The sequence below is a fragment of the Pelomonas aquatica genome (genome assembly GCF_026712205.1).
In the GTDB taxonomy this organism is placed as follows: Bacteria; Pseudomonadota; Gammaproteobacteria; order Burkholderiales; family Burkholderiaceae_C; genus Pelomonas; species Pelomonas aquatica.
This window is the reverse complement of the sequence record NZ_JAPPUW010000011.1, coordinates 167,883-185,463: the sequence shown is the minus strand read 5'-3', so window position 1 is coordinate 185,463 and position 17,581 is coordinate 167,883. Positions and strand designations below refer to the sequence as shown.

Genomic DNA, 17,581 nt, shown 5'->3' with positions numbered 1-17,581 from the left:
CGTCAGGGCTTACTTGCCCTTGGCAGCATTGCCGGTGAAGTTGTCAAGGTTGCGCTTGGTCGCGGCTTCCGACTCGGCCTTGCTGCTGGCGGCTTGCGCATCGGACTTGGCCGAGGTGCCGTCATTGCCGGAAAGCTCCTGCGCGATGGCGGCGGTCTGGCTGCGCACCGTATTGCCGAAGAGCTGATAGACCGCGATCGCTGCGATGGCGATGAGGGCCACGATGATGATGTATTCGGTCATGCCTTGACCGTGCTGCTTGCGCTTCGTGCTGATAGCCATTGCTGTGCTCCGTCTGGATTTCCGTTGTGGAAGGCTCCTCCCTGGGTTGTTGCGGAGCCAGCTTTCGTCGGGTGGCGCACCGGCTGAGCAGGCGGCCTTCCGAAAGCGAGCGCAGTCTAGGAAGGCAAGTGCACATTACTTCACGTTCAGCGCAACTGGTTACACGAGTTGCTGAATTGGGCGGCTGACGGTGTAACTGTTACTTGACCTCTCCCGTGTTCTTGGGATCGTCGGCGGCGTGGATCCTGATAGAGCGGTGTCTGCTGCGGCTCGCTATCCCACGCAGGTGCGAATCTCGCCCTGTCCGTTGCGTGGCGCACCTATATGGTGCTTCCGCATTGAAGTGCCGAACATCTTTGGTGCGCCCGCCTGTCCCGTGGGCATCGGCGTCCCAGATTTGTGCGGCTTGACCGAGGCATGAGGCTTGGCACGGAAGCTGCAGATAGCTGCCGGACTGCATCCCCCAACTTGAAAACAGGAGCCCCGCCATGAAGTTTTCCCCTTCGCTGCTTGCCCTGGCGCTGTCCGCGGCCGTTCTGCCGGCCTTTGCGGATGAGCCGGCGCCGGCCGACCCGCTGTCCTTCAACATCGGTGCCGTCAGCGAATACCGTTACCGCGGCATCTCCCAGACCCGCCTGCAGCCGGCCCTGCAGGGCGGCATCGACTACGCCGCTGCGAACGGCTTCTACATCGGCACCTGGGCCTCCACGATCAAGTGGATCAAGGACATTCCGGGCGGCGGCAGCGCCGATGCCGAAATCGACATCTACGGCGGCTACAAGAGCGAAGTCGCCAAGGGCCTGACGCTGGACGTCGGCGGCCTGCAGTACTGGTATCCGGGCAACAAGCTGAGCAGCGCCGGGCTGGCCAATGCCAACACCTTCGAGCTCTACGGCGCGCTGAGCTTCGGCCCGGTCACGGCCAAGTATTCCCACAGCCTGACCAATCTGTTCGGCAACCCGGACAGCAAGAACAGCGGCTACCTCGACGTGTCGGCCAGCTTCGACCTCGGTGGCGGCCTCAGCCTCGCGCCGCATGTCGGCCACCAGACCATCAAGCACACCGCCGGCGGCTCCTACACGGACTACTCGCTGACGCTGACCAAGGACTGGTCGGGCCTGGCGCTGAGCGGCGCCGTCGTCGGCACCGACGCCGACAAGAGCTTCTACGCCAGCCCGGCCAACGGCAAGTTCCTGGGCAAGACCACGCTGGTCGTCGGCCTGAAGAAGACCTTCTGAATCTCAAAGGAGCGCGACATGAAACTGATCACTGCCGTCATCAAGCCCTTCAAGCTGGATGAGGTGCGCGAGGCGCTGAGCGCCATCGGCGTGCAGGGCCTGACCGTCACCGAGGTCAAGGGCTTCGGCCGCCAGAAGGGCCACACCGAGCTCTATCGCGGCGCCGAATACGTCGTCGACTTCCTGCCCAAGGTCAAGATCGAGGCCGCCGTGGGCGACGACATCGTCGAGCGGGTCATCGAGGCCATCGAGTCCTCGGCCCGCACCGGCAAGATCGGCGACGGCAAGATCTTCGTGTCGCCGCTGGACCAGGTCGTTCGCATCCGCACCGGCGAGACCGGCAATGACGCGCTCTGACGCGTCGCATCACCACCTGTTGGAGACCACTCAAATGAAGAAACTCCTTGCCGGCCTCGCACTCGCCGCCGGCCTGCTCGCGCCGGCCGCCTGGGCCCAGGACGGGGCCTCGGCGCCCGCCTCGGCCGTGGCCACCGCTGCGGCTCCCGCGGCTTCCGCGGCCGATGCCGCGCCCGCTGCTGCGGCCGCTGCTGCGGCCGCTTCCGCCCCCGCCGAGGCCGCTTCGGCGCCCGCCGTCGTGCCCAACAAGGGCGACACGGCCTGGATGATGGTGTCGACGCTGCTCGTCATCATGATGACGGTGCCCGGCCTCGCGCTGTTCTACGGCGGCCTGGTGCGCAGCAAGAACATGCTGTCCATCCTGATGCAGGTCATGGTCGGCTTCTCGCTGATCGTCGTGCTGTGGGTGCTGTACGGCTACAGCTTCACGTTCACCGAGGGCAATGCCTTCATCGGCGGCACCGACCGGCTGTTCCTGAAGGGCATCTGGAACAACGTCGCCGGCACCTTCGAGAACGCCGCCACCTTCAGCAAGGGCGTGGCGATTCCGGAGCTGGTCTACGCGGCCTTCCAGGCGACCTTCGCCGGCATCACCGGCTGCCTGATCGTCGGCGCCTTCGCCGAGCGCGCCAAGTTCGCCGCGGTGATGGCCTTCCTGGCGCTGTGGTTCACCTTCGCCTACATCCCGATCGCCCACATGGTCTGGTTCTGGCCCGGCCCGGATGCCTACACCTCGGCCGCCGTCGTCGATGCGACCAACGCCAAGGGTGGTCTGCTGTGGCAGTGGGGCGCGCTGGACTTCGCCGGCGGTACCGTCGTGCACATCAACGCCGCCGTGGCGGGCCTGGTGGGCGCCATCCTGATCGGCAAGCGCATCGGCTACGGCAAGGAGCAGTTCACGCCGCACAGCCTGACGCTGACCATGGTCGGTGCGTCGATGCTGTGGGTGGGCTGGTTCGGTTTCAACGCCGGCTCGGCGCTGGAAGCCAACGGCTCGGCCGCGCTGGCCTTCATGAACACCTTCGCCGCAACGGCCGCCGCCGTGCTGGCCTGGTGCGTGGGTGAAGCGCTGATCAAGGGCAAGGCCTCGATGCTGGGTGCTGCCTCGGGCGCCGTCGCCGGCCTCGTCGCGATCACGCCGGCCGCCGGCAACGTCGGCATCGGCGGCGGCCTGGTTGTCGGCCTCGTGGCGGGCTTCGCCTGCCTGTGGGGCGTGACCGGCCTGAAGAAGATGTTGAAGGTGGACGACTCGCTGGACGTGTTCGGCGTGCACGGCGTGGGCGGCATCCTGGGCGCCCTGCTGACCGGCGTGTTCAACGCACCCCAGCTCGGCGGCCCCAGCTTCCCGGTGGACTGGTTCAGCGGCACGCTGACCAGCGCGGACGCCTACTCCATCGGCGCCCAGGTGCTGGTGCAGGCCAAGGCCGTCGGCGTGACCATCCTCTGGTCCGGCATCGTCTCGGCCATCGCCTACAAGCTGGTCGACCTGACCATCGGCCTGCGCGTCTCCGAAGAGGAAGAGCGCGAGGGCCTGGACATCTCGTCGCACGGCGAGACGGCCTATCACAAGTGATCTCCCGGCGGCGGGGCACGCTGCCGGCCGCCTCTCACATGGAGCCGCCCCCCGGGGCGGCTTTTTTGCGCCCGTGCCGGCGGCGGCTTGTGATCGGGGCCCATGTCCCCAAGTGGGTCGCCCGCGCGCAGCCGCGCGCCAGCTTCTGACATCATTCGGCCATGGTTCCCCACCTCATCACCGCCCTGAAAGGCCCCATCAACGAGCTGGAGGCCCGCGTCCTGGAGTCCATGCCGGCCACGGAGCGCTGGTTCAGGCTCGAATGGATGGAGCACACGCCGACCTTCTACGCGTCGGTGGACCTGCGCAACGCCGGCTTCAAGCTGGCGCCGGTGGACACCAACCTCTTCCCCGGCGGTTTCAACCACCTGACGCCGCAGATGCTGCCCCAGGCCGTGCAGGCGGCCATGGCGGCCATCGAGAAGATCTGCCCGGAGGCGCGCAACCTGCTCGTCATCCCCGAGACCGACGCGCGCTGCAGCTTCTACCTGGAGAGCCTGGCCACGCTGGCGCGCATCTTCACGCAGGCCGGCCTGAACGTGCGCTTCGGCACGCTGGACAGCAGCATCACCGAGCCCACCGAGCTGGGCATGGCCAATGGCGACAGCCTGGTCGTCGAGCCGCTGGTGCGCAGGCGCGGCCGCCTCACGCTCAAGGGCTTCGACCCCTGCACCATCCTGCTCAACAACGACCTCTCCGCCGGCACGCCGCCGCAGCTGATGGGCCTGCACGAGCAATACCTGCTGCCGCCGCTGCACGCCGGCTGGACGGTGCGGCGCAAGAGCCAGCACTTCCGCGCCTACGAGGAGGTCGCCAAGCGCTTCGCCAAGCTGCTGGGCATGGACCCCTGGCTGATCACGCCCATGTTCGCCAGCGTGGACCTGCACGGCAAGAAGGGCTTGGAGGCGCTGCAGACCGCGGCCGACGCCCAGCTGACCAAGGTGCGGCGCAAGTACAAGGAATACGGCATCAACGAGAAGCCCTTCGTCATCATCAAGAGCGACGTGGGCAGCTATGGCCGCGGCGTGATGACCGTGCGCGACGCCAAGGACATCGAGACCCTGGCCGAACGCCTGCCCGAGAACCTCGGCCAGCAGGTCATCGTGCAGGAGGGCGTGCCCACGCACGAGCGCGTGCACGAGGCCGTGGCCGAGCCGGTCGTCTACATGATGGACCGCTACGTCGTCGGCGGCTTCTACCGCGTGCATGCCCACCGCGGCATCGACGAGAACCTGAACGCCCCCGGCGCCAGCTATGTGCCGCTGGCCTTTGCCGACTCGCCCCATCTGCCGCGCCCCGGCGAGAAGCCCGGCGCCAGCGCGCCCAACCGCTTCTATATGTACGGCGTCATCGGCCGCCTGGCCATGCTGGCCGCCAGCTACGAGCTGGAGGCGACCGACCCGCAGGCCGAGGCCGAGGCGGCCTGAAGCGCCCCTGACCTTTGGCACCCGGGCATGACTTGAGGGCCGGGGCCGGCGGCTGGTATAGGCTGCCAACCCTTCGCGGGGCGTTGTGCGTCCCTTCGTTCAATTTCCCCCTCAAGTCATGAAGAACACCCTCCGTCTCACGACCCTGGCCCTGCTGATGCATGTCAGCGGCCTCGCGCTGGCGGCGCCCACTGCCTCCGGCCTCGACCTCGGCGGCGCCGACAAGGCCGTGCGCCCGCAGGACGACCTGTTCCGCGCCGGCAACGGCCACTGGCTGGCCACCACCGAGATCCCCGGCGACAAGGCCTCCTACGGCACCTTCATCCAGCTGCGCGACCTGTCCGACAAGCGCGTGCGCGGCATCATCGAAGAACTCGCCAAGCACAAGGCCAGCCCCGGCTCGGTCGAGCAGAAGGTTGGCGAGTTCTATGCCGCCTACATGGACCTGGCCGCCATCGACAAGGCCGGCCTGGCCCCGGTGAGGCCGCTGCTGGACGGCATCGCCGCCATCCAGACCCGCCAGCAGCTCGCCGAGTGGATGGGCCGCAACATGGGCGTCGTCAACACGCCCGTGGGCCTGGGCATCGATGCCGACTTCAAGCAGCCCACCCTCAACCGCCTGCTGACCTGGCAGGGCGGCACCGGCCTGCCCGACCGCGACTACTACCTGAAGAAGGACGACGAGCGCCTGTCCAAGGCCCGCGCCGCCTACCTCGGCTACCTGGAGACGCTGGCGCACGAGGCCGGCATCAAGGAGCCGGCGGGCGCCGCCGCGCGCGTGCTGGCGCTGGAGAACCAGCTCGCCGAAGTGCAGTGGGACAAGGTCGACAACCGCAACCCGGGCAAGCTCTACAACCTGATGACGGTGGCCGAGCTGGCGCAGCAGGCGCCCGGCTTCGACTGGCAGGCCTTCCTCGCCGCCGCGTCGCTGCCCGGCATCGACCAGCTTTCGGCCTCGCAGCCCAGCTTCCTGACCGGCGCGGCCAAGCTGCTCGGCGAGGCGCCGCTGGACGACCTCAAGCTCTACCTGACGCTGCACACGCTGGACGCCGTGGCCGACACCCTGCCCAAGAGCTTCCGCGACGCGAGCTTCGCCTTCCACGGCGCGGCGCTGACGGGTGCCAAGGCCGAGAAGCCGCGCTGGCAGCAGGCCGTCGCCAACGTCAACGGCGCGCTCGGCGAGGCCGTCGGCGAGGTCTATGTGCAGCGCTACTTCCCGGCCGCGGACAAGGCCCGCATGCTGGTGCTCGTCAACAACCTGCTGGCCTCCTACAAGACCTCCATCGAGGCCCTGAGCTGGATGACGCCCGCCACCAAGGCCCAGGCCCAGGACAAGCTGTCCAAGTACATGGTCAAGATCGGCTACCCCGACAGCTGGCGCGACTACGGCCGGCTGGAAGTCAAGACCGGCGACCCGGTGGGCAACGGCCTGCGCGCCGCTGCCTTCGAGTGGCAGCGCCAGGTCGCCAAGGCCGGCAAGCCGGTGGACCGCCGCGAATGGGGCATGACGCCGCAGACCGTCAACGCCTACTACAACCCGACGCTCAACGAAATCGTGTTCCCGGCCGCCATCCTGCAGCCGCCCTTCTACAACACCAAGGCGGACGACGCGGTCAACTACGGCGCGATCGGCGCCGTCATCGGCCACGAGATCAGCCATGGCTTCGACGACTCCGGCGCCCAGTTCGACGGCGACGGCGCGCTGCGCAACTGGTGGACCGACGACGACCGCAAGGCCTTCGAGGCCATCACCGCCAAGCTGGTCGCGCAGTACGAGGCCTATCAGCCCCTCGCCGGCAAGCACCTCAACGGCAAGCTGACGCTGGGCGAGAACATCGCCGACCTGTCCGGCCTGCAGATCGCCTACAAGGCGTATCTGCGCTCGCTGGGCGGCAAGCCGGCGCCCGTCATCGACGGCCTCACCGGCCAGCAGCGCTTCTTCATGGGCTGGTCCCAGGCCTGGCGCGAGAAGGCCCGCGAGGAGCGCCGGCTGCAGCTGCTGACGGTGGACCCGCATTCGCCGCCGGAGTTCCGCGCCAACGGCGCCGCCGTCAACCATGACGGCTTCCACGAGGCCTTCAAGACCAAACCCGGCGACGGCATGTACAAGCCGGCCGAGGAGCGCATCCGCATCTGGTGACGCCGGCCGGCCCCTCTACGCAGATGCGCAGAGGGGCGTCAAGCCTCGTTTGTGCGGTTTGCTGCACTGCACAAAACGCCTCGCGGCGGGCGCAGAATGCCCGCTTTCGGTTCCTGGCCGCCCCAAAGCCGGCGGCGTTTCCCAAAGTGAGTTCCTCCCACACGGCCCCCAGCCGCTCGGCGCTGGCGGGCCTGACCCTCGGCGCCCTCGGGGTGGTCTACGGCGACATCGGCACCAGCCCGCTGTACGCCCTCAAAGAAGTCTTCCACGGCGGCCACGTCGCCACCACGCCCGACAACATCCTCGGCGTGCTCTCGCTGCTGTTCTGGACACTGACCGTCGTCGTCTCGGTCAAGTACGTGCTGCTGATCCTGCGCGCCGACAACAACGGCGAGGGCGGCCTCATCGCGATGCTGGCGCTGGCGACCATGGCCGTGCGGGACCGGCCGCCGCTGCGGCGCGGCCTGATGCTGGTCGGCCTGTTCGGCACGGCCATCTTCTTCGGCGACGCCGTCATCACGCCGGCCATGACGGTGCTGGGCGCCGTCGAGGGCATCGACGTCTATGCGCCGCAGTACCACGACGCCATCCTGCCGCTGACGCTGGTCGTCATGGTCGGCCTGTTCGCCGTGCAGCGCTTCGGCACCGGCGGCATCGGCAAGGCCTTCGGGCCCGTCATGCTGGTGTGGTTCCTGAGCATTGCGCTGCTCGGCCTGCCCCACATCGCCGCCAACCCCAAGGTGCTGGCGGCCGTGAACCCGCTGTATGCGCTGGAGTTCTGCCTGCGCTACCGCTGGGTGGCCTTCGTCGCGCTGGGCGCCGTCGTCCTCGTCGTCACCGGCGGCGAGGCCCTCTATGCCGACCTCGGCCACTTCGGCAAGCAGCCCATCCGCATCGCCTGGTACGGCATCGCGATGCCGTCGCTGGTGCTGAACTATTTCGGTCAGGGCGCCATGCTGCTGAACAGGCCCGAGGGCGTCGAGAACCCCTTCTTCATGCTGGCGCCGTCCTGGGCCGAGATCCCGCTCTTCCTGCTCGCCACGGCGGCGGCCATCGTCGCCTCGCAGGCCCTCATCACGGCCAGCTTCTCGGTGGCCAAGCAGAGCATCCAGCTCGGCCTGCTGCCGCGGCTGCGCATCCTGCACACCAGCGTGCGCGACATCGGCCAGATCTACGTCCCCTTCATCAACTGGGCGCTGATGCTGTTCGTCGTCGCGGCGGTGGTCTTCTTCGGCTCCTCAGAGAAGATGGCCGGCGCCTACGGCGTCGCGGTGACGATGAACATGACGATCACGACGGTGATGACCTTCTTCGTCATCCGCTACGGCTGGAAGTACCCGCTGGCGCTGTGCGTCGCCGCGACGGGCGTGTTCTTCATGATCGACATGACCTTCCTCGCGTCCAACCTGCTGAAGATCGTGGCCGGCGGCTGGTTCCCGCTGATGATCGGCATCGGCATGTTCACGCTGATGCTGACCTGGAAGCAGGGCCGCCGCCAGCTCTCCGACAAGCTGCGCGAGGACGCCATCGCGCTGCCGGACTTCCTCGCCGCCGTGTTCGTGAACCCGCCCACGCGCGTGGCCGGCACGGCCGTCTTCCTGTCGGCCGAGCAGGGCATCACGCCGAACGCGCTGATGCACAACCTCAAGCACAACCGCGTGCTGCACGAGCAGAACGTCTTCGTCAGCGTGCGCCACCACGAGGTGCCCTGGATCGGCTTCGACCGCCGCTGCGAGGTCCAGGCCCTGGGCCACTGCTGCTGGCAGGTGGCGCTGCATTTCGGCTTCAAGAACGAGCCCGACGTGCCGGAGGCGCTGGCCCTGCTGAAGAGCCAGGGCGTGCAGCTCGAGGAGATGGAGACCAGCTACTTCCTGAGCCGCGACATCGTCATCCCGACCGTCGGCGCCGGCATGGCGCTGTGGCGCGAGAAGCTGTTCGCCAGCATGCACCGCAACGCGGCGGCGGCGGCGGACTTCCTGCATCTGCCGACCAACCGCATCGTCGAGCTGGGCAGCAAGGTGGAGATCTGACCCTGGCGGCTATGCTGGCCCGATGAGTTCACTCACGAAAGACTTCTCGCCGTCCACCGTCGTCGCCGGCTTCGTCGCCGTGCTGGTGGGCTATACCAGTTCGGTCGCCATCATCTTCCAGGCCACCGTCGCGCTCGGCGCGTCGCCGGCGCAGACGGCCTCCTGGCTGTGGGCGCTGGGCCTGGGCATGGGCCTGACCAGCCTGGCCCTGAGCCTGTGGACGCGCCAGCCCATCCTGACCGCCTGGTCCACGCCCGGCGCGGCCCTGCTCGCGTCGACGACCGGCGTCGCCATGCCCGAGGCCATCGGCGCCTTCATCGTCTGCGGCCTGCTCATCGCCGCGGCCGGCGCCAGCGGCTGGTTCGAGAAGCTGATGGACCGCATCCCGCTGGCCATCGCGTCGGCCCTGCTGGCCGGCGTGCTCGGGCGCTTCGGGCTGGACGCCGTCGTCAGCGTCGAGACCGCGCCCGGCCTCGTGCTCTCGATGGCGGCGGCCTACGTCGCGGGCCGCCGGCTGTGGCCGCGTTATGCCGTGCCCGGCGTGCTGCTCGCCGGCATCGCGGTCGCGCTGGCCCAGGGGCGGCTCGACTTCGCCGGCATGGCCGGCGCCCAGGTCTTCGCGCTGCCGGTCTGGACGGCGCCCGAGTTCAGCTGGAACGCCGCCATCGGCGTCGCGCTGCCGCTCTTCCTCGTCACGATGGCCTCGCAGAACCTGCCCGGCGTCGCGGCCCAGCGCGCCAGCGGCTACGACACACCGGTCTCCGCCAGCATCGCCGTGACCGGTGCCGCGACGACGCTGCTCGCGCCCTTCGGCGGCTATGCGCTCAATCTCGCGGCCATCACCGCCGCGATCTGCATGGGCCGCGAGGCCCACGAAGACCCGGCGCGGCGCTACACGGCGTCCATGGCCGCCGGCCTGTTCTACTGCCTCATCGGCCTGGCCGGCGGCGGCGTCGCGATGCTGCTGGCGGCCTTCCCGCACGAGCTTGTCGCGGCCATCGCCGGCCTGGCCCTGCTGGGCACCATCGCCGGCGCGCTGGCCGCCGCGCTGAAGGACGAGGCTCACCGCGACGCCGCCATCCTGACCTTCCTTGTCGGCCTGTCGGGCTTCAAGCTCCTCGGCATCGGCTCGGCCTTCTGGGCCGTCGTGGCCGGCGGCATCGCCACCGCGGTCGCCGGCTGGCGCCGCGCATAGCCCCAGCGTCCGTGCCCGGCGCGGCGCTGTGCAACACTGGCCGACGCCTTATCTCAGCGCCAGACCATGAAGCTGCTCTTCGTCGCCGACCCGCTCGACACCTTCAAGACCTACAAGGACTCCACCTTCGCGATGATGCGCGAGGCCGCCCGGCGCGGCCATGCGCTGATCGCCTGCGAGCCGCAGCAGCTGGTCTGGCAGCGCGGCGGCCGCGTGACGGCGCGCGGCGCCCGCCACATCACGCTCACAGGACGGGATCAGAAAGACGGCCACGACTGGTTCAAGGTCGAGGCCACGGCCGACCTCGCACTGGCCGACGCCGGCGCCGTGCTGATGCGCAAGGACCCGCCCTTCGACAGCGAGTTTTTCTACGCCACCCACCTGCTGGGCCAGGCCGAGCGCGAAGGTGCCCGCGTCTTCAACAAGCCCGCGGCGCTGCGCGAGCACCCGGAGAAGCTCGCCATCCTCGAGTTCCCGCAGTTCATCGCGCCGACCCTGGTCACGCGCTCGCCGGCCGAGATCCGCGCCTTCCATGCCGAGCACCGCGACATCATCCTCAAGCCGCTGGACGGCATGGGCGGCATGGGCATCTTCCGCGTGAAGGACGACGGCCTGAACCTCGGCGCCATCATCGAGACGCTGAACCGCGACGGCGCGCAGACCGTCATGGTGCAGCGCTTCATCCCCGCCATCGCCGAGGGCGACAAGCGCATCCTCATCATCGGTGGCAAGCCCGTGCCGCATTGCCTGGCGCGCATCCCGCAGGGCGGCGAGGTGCGCGGCAACCTCGCGGCCGGCGGCAAGGGCGTGGCCCGGCCGCTGACCGCGCGCGACCGCGAGATCGCCGAGCATCTCGGCCCCATCCTCGCCGCGCGCGGCCTGCTGCTGGTGGGCCTGGACGTCATCGGCGAGAACGTCACCGAGATCAACGTGACCAGCCCGACCTGCTTCCAGGAGATCACCGACCAGAGCGGGTTTGATGTGGCAAGGATGTTTGTTGATGCCCTTGAGGATGCCCTGGCATGAAGCGCCGTGAATTCACCGTTCTGGGGTTGGGGGTGCTCACGTTTCCCGCACGGGCGGACCGACTCATCTTCGAGCGCATCGTCAATGACTTCCTCGAAGAACTTTGGGCGATCGATCCGGATGCTGCAGTGGCGGCGGGCCGGTTCGAGTTCGCCGGCCGCGTGACTCTGCCCAGTGCCGCCGTAAGGCAGAAGGCCCGCGCGTGGCTCATGGCTTGGCTGACTCGCTTCCAGGCGCTTGATGCGGGCGCTGACGTCAGCCGGCAGATGGACCGCGCCATGCTCATCGCCAAGCTGCAGAGCGACCTGTGGCGGCTGGACGTGCTCAAGGAGTGGTCGTGGAATCCCGCCGAGCACAACCCGGCCGGGCCGCTGGACCTGCTGCTCAACACCGACTACGCACCGCTGCCGCAGCGCCTCAACGGCCTGAAGCCGCGCGTCGCCGCGCTGCCGGCCTATTACCGCGCCGCCGCGGCCGGCCTGGCCGGCGTCACGCGCGAACACACCGAGCTGGCCATCCAGCAGGCGCCCGGCGTGCTCGGCGTGCTGGACGATATCGCCAGGCGCGCCGCCGAGGCCGGCCAGGCGGCGGCCTTCAAGGCGCCGCTGGCCCAGGCACGCGCGGCCGTGAACGGCTATGTGGCCCGGCTGAAGAAGCTGCTGCCCGCGGCCAGGCGCCCCTGGCGCCTCGGCGCCGAGCTCTACGAGCCCAAGTTCGCCCACGACATCCAGTCCGCCCGCACGGCCCGGCAGACCTACGAGCTGGCCCAGCAGCGCCGCGAGGAGGTGCTGGCCAGCATGCAGGCCCAGGCCGCCGCGCTGTGGCCCACGGTCATCGGCGCCGAGGCCGCGCCGGCCGACCGCTTCGAGCTGATCGGCCGCGTCATCGCCAAGCTCAGCGAGCGGCATGTGAAGCGCGAGCAATTTGTCGACGAGATCCGCGCGCAGATCCCGCAGCTCCAGGCCTGGGTGCGCGACCACGATCTGCTCAGCCAGGACGCCAGCAAGCCCTTGACCGTGCGCGAGACGCCCGAGTACGAGCGCGGCGTGGCCGGCGCCAGCATCGAGGCGCCCGGCGCCTATCGGCCCCAGGACAAGACCTACTACAACGTCACGCCGCTGGACGAGCTGACGCCCGAGCAGGCCGAGAGCTCGCTGCGCGAGTACAACCACTGGATCCTGCAGATCCTCAACATCCACGAGGCCATCCCGGGCCACTACACCCAGCTCGTGCACGCCAACCGCGTGCCGGGCAAGGTCAAGGCCCTGTTCGGCAACGGCGCGATGGTGGAGGGCTGGGCCGTCTACGGCGAGCGCATGATGATCGAGAGCGGCTACGGCGCCTCGCCCGAGATGATGCTGATGTGGGGCAAGTGGCATCTGCGCTCGGTGACGAACACGATGCTGGACTACAGCGTGCACGTGCTCGGCATGGGCGAGAAGGACGCGCTGGACCTGCTGGTGCGCCAGGCCTTCCAGGCCGAGAACGAGGCCAAGGAAAAATGGCGCCGCGTGCAGCTGACCTCGGTGCAGCTGACGAGCTATTTCAGCGGCTACAGCGAGATCTTCGCGCTGCGCGAGCAGCTCAAGACCAGGACGGGCTTCGACCTCAAGGCCTTTCACGAGAAGTTCCTCGGCTATGGCAGCGCGCCGGTGCGCCTGATCGCGGCGGACATGCTGAAGGCCTGAGGCGACGCTGCCTTAGCATGCCGGCTCCACAGATGGAGCTGCCCGCATGCCCTGGCGCCAACTGGCCATCACCCTGGCCGCCTGCCTGACCCTGAACGCCGCCGTTGCGGCCACCGACACCGCACGGCTGCAGACGCTGCTGACCGAGCAGCGCTACGCCCCGGCGCGCAGCGGGCTCGACGCGCTGCTGCGCGAGAAGCATCCCGATGCGGCCGAGCGCGGCCTCGTCTACCAGTGGCTGTTCGCCCGCGACGACGGCGCCGCCGTCGACCGCCGCACGCGCGGCGTGCTGCGCGAGGCCGGCACCGAGGCCGTCGACCTGCTGGCCGCCGGCCGGCTGGCGCTGGATCGGCGCGACTTCGACCGCGCCAGGCTCTGCTTAGAGCGCGCGCTGGCCAAGGCCACGCGGCCGGTGGACAAGGCCCAGGCCCTGCGCGGCCTCGGCCAGCGCCACTACCAGCTGCGCGAGTTCGACGCGTCGCTGCAGCGGCTGGAGGAAGGCCTCGCCGCCGAGCGCACGGCCGACGGCTTCAGCGCGCTGGCCGACACGCTGATCCGCCTGGGCCGCACGGAGGACGCCATCGCCGCGGCCGAGCAGGCCGTCGCGCTGAACCGCCATCACGAGATGGCCCACTATCTGCTTGGCAACGGCTATGCCCGCGAGAACTACAGCCAGCTCGGCCAGCGCCTGGGCGAGGGCTTCGCGCCGCTGATGGCCGACGTGCGCCGCGCGTCCGACGCCTTCGAGCGCGGCGACTTCGACGCCGCGCTCGCGATCAGCCTGGCCGTGCTGGAACGCTGCCCGCAGCTCGGCCGCGCCCACGCCATCGCGGCCAAGGCGCTGGAGTCGCAGCGCTTCGCCGTCGACGTGCACCGCGCCGGCTACGAGCGCCGCTTCGCCGCCACGCCCATGCCCGTCGTGCCCGGCATCGAGCGCTATGTGCTGAACTGGAAGCAGCTGTCGCCGCGCCACCAGAAGCGCGTGGCCCTGTCCATCGCGCCGTGGAAGGCCTTCATCCCCGTGCTCGTCGAAGGCGGGGCGACCCACTTCATCAAGCCGATGTGGATGCGCCTGTCCGAGACGCCGCAGGCCCATGCGCTGAAGGACGCGCGCATCGACTACGACTCGCGGCTGTGGGACGACGTGCGCGGCATGGGCGGCTATTTCACCGTCACCGGCATCGAGGACGTGGAGCGCAGCATCTTCGACAGATACAACACCGTGCTGCACGAGCTGACCCACCAGGTGCACGGCGTGCTGACGGCAGCCCAGGCGCGCGAGATCGAGGCTCATTACCAGCAGGCCAAGGCGCGCGATGCGGCGACCCGCAACGGCTTCCTGTCGCGCTACGCCGGCGGCTCGGTGTGGGAATACTTCGCCGAGGGCGCCAACGCCGAGGCGTCCCCGAGACGTGATGCGTTCGACGGCCGCGAGATCGTGCGCGAGCGCCTCGTCGCGATCGACCCCGCGCTGCGCACGCTGGTCCGGCAGTTCTTCGCCCAGCGCGACACGCGCGCCAGCCTGCCCATCGCCCTCGTCAATGCCGGCAACCAGAAGCTGGAGGACGGCCGGCTCGCCGACGCGACGCCGCTGTTCGAGCGCGCGCTCAGGCTCGCGCCCGACGACGAGAGCGCGCTGGCTGCGCGCCTGACTGCGCTGGCGCTGGAAGGCAATGGCGCGGCGGCGCGCGAGCTGTCGGCCCGCGCGCTGGCCCTGCACCCGGACAGCGGCCTGCTGCGCGTGAACACCGCCGATGCGCTCTGGCATGGCGGCGCGCCGCTGGCCGCCGAGGTCGTGCCCGGCCTGGCCAAGGGCCTGGACGCGTTGAAGGGCGAGGACCGCTTCCGCGTCGACCTGGCCCTGGCCGACCACTACCGCCGCCTGGGCGACGTGCCGCAGGCGCTGGCGGCCTACCAGGCCGTGCTGGCCTACCAGGGCGACCAGCCCGAGGCGCTGTGGGGCCGGGCGGCCACGCTGGCCCTGGACGGCCGCTGGGACGAGGCCTTCGCGCAGTACGGCGCCGTGCTGCGCCTGCGCACCGGCCTGCTGCCGCTGCGCCGCGACTATGCGCTGGACCTGCTGCGCGCCGGCCGCATCGAGGCCGCGCGCGCCCAGGTCAAGGAGGCGCTGATCCTCGACCCGCGCGACCCCGACACGCTGGCGCTGAAGGCCTGGCTGGTCCTGGCCGACGGCGACGCCGCCGCGGCGCTGCGTACCGCCGACGCGGCCCTGGCCGCCGGCCCCTGGAGCGACCTCGCCGCCATCCTGCGCGCCGCCGCGCTGCAGGCCCAGGGCCAGGCCGATGCGGCCCAGGCCGCGCTCGTGCCGCTGCGCCAGCGCATCGCCGGCGCCGCCGCGCCGCAATACGTCTACCGGCCCGAGAAATCCGCCTGGGCCTCGGCGCACGAGCTGCCGGCCGGCGAGCGCCGCGTGATGGAGCTACTCGTCAAGTGAAAGCCCTGTTCCAGCGCCTCGAGGCGGCCCACCTCAACGGCCTCAGCGTGGCGCTGGGCGTCGCGGCCACGCATGCCGTCGTCGGCGCGCTGTTCGGCGACACCGCCGGCCTCGCGGCCGTGGGCGGCGCGGTCTGCGCCAGCCTGCCCGACGTGCCCAATCCGCCGCAGCGCGTGCTGCCGCGCGTGCTGCCCGCCGCCGCCGCCGCGGCGCTGGTGACGCTGCTGGTGGGCCTGGCCGACGGCTCGCTGGCGCTGACCGTGGCCCTGGTCGCCGTCGTGGCCTTCCTGTCGCTGATGGCCCTGGCCTGGGGCCTGCGCGCCGGGCCGCTGTCCTTCACCCCGGTGCTGGCCATGGTCTTCGCGATGGCCTGGGACCGCACCGCCGGCGCGACCTCGCCCGCCGAGCACGCGGCCTGGGTGGGCCTGGGCGGCTGCGTCTACGCGGGCTGGGCGCGCCTGAGCGCCCAGCTGTTGCGCCACCGGCTGCGCCAGCTGGCGCTGGCCAATGCGCTGCGCGCGACCGAGCAGCGGCTGCGCTCGCGGGCCCAGCGCATCGCCGGTGCCGTCGGCGGCGAGGAGGCCCGCATCCGCGCATCCATCGCCGACGACGTCGTGCTGGCCGAGGCACTGCAGGCCGCGCGCGACCAGGTCTTCGCCGCGCGCCGCTCGCCGCGCAGCCGCCAGCAGACCGACCTCGTGCTCGGCCTCGTCGAGCTGCGCGACCTGCTGCTGGCCAGCCGCCTCGACACCGAGCTGCTGGGCCAAGACTTCCCCGGCCGCCAGTGGCGCGCCGCGCTGGCCGACACGCTGCGCCAGCTCGCCGACGTGCTGAGCGCGCTGGCCGACAGCATCGCCTACGGCGCGCCGCTGCCCGAGGTGTCGGTGGACGCCTGGCGCGCCCAGCTCGCCGCGCGGCTGGCCGAGGTCGGCGCGCCGGCCGGCGACAGCCGCAGCCATCTCGTCTCGGCGCTGCAGACGCGGCTGGGGCACATGCTGGACGACGTGGCCGCGATGGTCGCCCGCCAGGGGCAAAGCGACGACCCCGCCAGCCCCTGGACGCCTGAGCGCCTGGCGCCCTTCGTGTCGCCCGAGGGCTGGCCGCTGGCCGCGCTCAAGCCCCACCTGACGCTGCAGTCCAGCGTCATGCGCCACGCGCTGCGCTCGGCGCTGGCGCTGTCCCTGGCCTATGCGCTGGGCGCCTTCCTGCCCTGGGCGGCCCACCCCTTCTGGCTGATGCTCAGCGTGGCCGTCGTGCTGCGCGGCAACCTGGAGCAGACGCTGGCGCGCCGCAACGAACGCATCATCGGCACGGTGCAGGGCTGCCTGCTGGTGCTGCTGCTGGCCCATGTGCATTCGGTGCCGCTGCTGAGCCTGTGCTTCATCGCCGCGGTGGGCACGGCCCATGCCTATGTGAACCGCCGCTACCGCGTCGCCGCCACGGCCGCCACGCTGATGGCGCTGCTGCAGCCGCTGATGCTGGCGCCGGGCAGCAACCCGGCCGTCGTCGAGCGCCTGGCCGACACGCTGATCGGCGCCGGCCTGGCCTGGCTGTTCAGCTTCGTGCTGCCGTCCTGGGAGCGCTCGGCCGCGCCGCGCCTGGCCGGGCAGCTGCGCGGCGCGCTGGCGCGGCATGCGTCCAACATGCTGCGCTGGGCGCCCGGCGCCGAGGAGGAACTGGCCCAGCGCCTGAGCCGCCAGCAGGCCTATGCCGCGCTGGCCGCGCTGGCCGCGACGGCGCAGCGCACGCGCGTCGAGCCGCTCAGCGTGCGCCTGCCCGAGGCCGAGGTCGAGTCCGCGCTCAGCCACGGCTACCGGCTGATGGCCCTGCTGGGCGCCGTGCAGCACCAGGTGCAGCGGCGCGGCGCGCGGCTGGACGCCGCCCGCGCCGAGGCCGCGCTGCCGCTGGCCCGCCAGGCCTGCGTCGACCTGCTCAGGGGCGGGCCCATGAGCGCCACCGACCCCGCCGAGCTCCCCGACGGCGACGCCGGCGCCTGGCCCGAGCACCTCGGCCAGCAGGACCTGACGCCCTGGCTGCTGCGCCGGCTGCGGCTGTGCCGCCATGAGGCGCGCGAGCTCGCCGTCGCGCTGGAGCGGCTCCAGCCTTCTGCCGGATGACCGAATGCATTCCGGGCTACCCTCCATTGATTCTTCAACCCGGTGGGGCGTTG

At 70.5% G+C, this 17,581-nt stretch carries 12 protein-coding genes; 11 read left to right on the top strand and 1 reads right to left on the bottom strand.

Features of this window, described 5'->3' with window-relative positions:
- Positions 1–9 precede the first annotated feature (9 nt).
- Positions 10–276 (bottom strand): hypothetical protein, encoded by a 267-nt coding sequence (locus tag NYP07_RS13835; RefSeq protein ID WP_268151430.1) that lies wholly within the window; start codon positions 274–276, stop codon positions 10–12.
- A 494-nt stretch (positions 277–770) separates the two neighbouring features.
- Between NYP07_RS13835 and NYP07_RS13830 the strand changes: the two genes are divergently transcribed.
- From NYP07_RS13830 to NYP07_RS13780, 11 genes are all read left to right on the top strand, one after another.
- Positions 771–1,520 carry a TorF family putative porin gene (locus NYP07_RS13830; RefSeq protein WP_268151404.1) on the top strand — a complete coding sequence of 250 codons (750 nt, stop codon included), beginning with the start codon at positions 771–773 and terminating at the stop codon, positions 1,518–1,520.
- 18 nt (positions 1,521–1,538) lie between these two features.
- Positions 1,539–1,877, top strand: a complete 339-nt coding sequence (glnK, locus tag NYP07_RS13825; protein WP_268151402.1) for a P-II family nitrogen regulator — start codon at positions 1,539–1,541, stop codon at positions 1,875–1,877.
- Positions 1,878–1,911: 34 nt separating this feature from the next.
- Positions 1,912–3,450 (top strand): ammonium transporter, encoded by a 1,539-nt coding sequence (locus NYP07_RS13820; protein ID WP_268151400.1) that lies wholly within the window; start codon positions 1,912–1,914, stop codon positions 3,448–3,450.
- Positions 3,451–3,611: 161 nt separating this feature from the next.
- Positions 3,612–4,877 (top strand): glutamate--cysteine ligase, encoded by a 1,266-nt coding sequence (gene gshA / locus NYP07_RS13815; protein ID WP_268151398.1) that lies wholly within the window; start codon positions 3,612–3,614, stop codon positions 4,875–4,877.
- A 118-nt stretch (positions 4,878–4,995) separates the two neighbouring features.
- Complete coding sequence (locus NYP07_RS13810; protein ID WP_268151396.1) at positions 4,996–7,017, top strand: M13 family metallopeptidase; 2,022 nt, start codon at positions 4,996–4,998, stop codon at positions 7,015–7,017.
- 146 nt (positions 7,018–7,163) lie between these two features.
- The gene (locus tag NYP07_RS13805; protein WP_268151394.1) at positions 7,164–9,047 is read left to right on the top strand and encodes a potassium transporter Kup; all 1,884 of its coding nucleotides are present in this window, start codon (positions 7,164–7,166) and stop codon (positions 9,045–9,047) included.
- Between the two features lie 22 nt (positions 9,048–9,069).
- The gene (locus NYP07_RS13800) at positions 9,070–10,242 is read left to right on the top strand and encodes a benzoate/H(+) symporter BenE family transporter (RefSeq protein WP_268151392.1); all 1,173 of its coding nucleotides are present in this window, start codon (positions 9,070–9,072) and stop codon (positions 10,240–10,242) included.
- Positions 10,243–10,308: 66 nt separating this feature from the next.
- Positions 10,309–11,268, top strand: a complete 960-nt coding sequence (gshB, locus tag NYP07_RS13795) for a glutathione synthase (RefSeq protein WP_268151390.1) — start codon at positions 10,309–10,311, stop codon at positions 11,266–11,268.
- Complete coding sequence (locus NYP07_RS13790; protein WP_268151388.1) at positions 11,265–12,956, top strand: DUF885 domain-containing protein; 1,692 nt, start codon at positions 11,265–11,267, stop codon at positions 12,954–12,956. The genes gshB and NYP07_RS13790 overlap by 4 nt, the downstream gene beginning before the upstream one ends.
- Before the next feature lie 46 nt (positions 12,957–13,002).
- Complete coding sequence (locus tag NYP07_RS13785; protein WP_268151386.1) at positions 13,003–15,411, top strand: tetratricopeptide repeat protein; 2,409 nt, start codon at positions 13,003–13,005, stop codon at positions 15,409–15,411.
- Positions 15,408–17,528, top strand: coding sequence for an FUSC family protein (locus tag NYP07_RS13780; RefSeq protein ID WP_268151384.1), 2,121 nt, complete (start codon positions 15,408–15,410; stop codon positions 17,526–17,528). Before NYP07_RS13785 ends, NYP07_RS13780 begins: the two co-directional genes overlap by 4 nt.
- The last annotated feature ends 53 nt before the right edge of the window (positions 17,529–17,581 follow it).

Coding starts and splice junctions, on each gene's coding strand:
- glnK (WP_268151402.1), top strand. CDS start 1,539: ATGAAACTGATCACTGCCGTCATCAAGCCCTTCAAGCTGGATGAGGTG.
- NYP07_RS13820 (WP_268151400.1), top strand. CDS start 1,912: ATGAAGAAACTCCTTGCCGGCCTCGCACTCGCCGCCGGCCTGCTCGCG.
- NYP07_RS13800 (WP_268151392.1), top strand. CDS start 9,070: ATGAGTTCACTCACGAAAGACTTCTCGCCGTCCACCGTCGTCGCCGGC.
- NYP07_RS13810 (WP_268151396.1), top strand. CDS start 4,996: ATGAAGAACACCCTCCGTCTCACGACCCTGGCCCTGCTGATGCATGTC.
- gshA (WP_268151398.1), top strand. CDS start 3,612: ATGGTTCCCCACCTCATCACCGCCCTGAAAGGCCCCATCAACGAGCTG.
- NYP07_RS13790 (WP_268151388.1), top strand. CDS start 11,265: ATGAAGCGCCGTGAATTCACCGTTCTGGGGTTGGGGGTGCTCACGTTT.
- NYP07_RS13830 (WP_268151404.1), top strand. CDS start 771: ATGAAGTTTTCCCCTTCGCTGCTTGCCCTGGCGCTGTCCGCGGCCGTT.
- gshB (WP_268151390.1), top strand. CDS start 10,309: ATGAAGCTGCTCTTCGTCGCCGACCCGCTCGACACCTTCAAGACCTAC.
- NYP07_RS13785 (WP_268151386.1), top strand. CDS start 13,003: ATGCCCTGGCGCCAACTGGCCATCACCCTGGCCGCCTGCCTGACCCTG.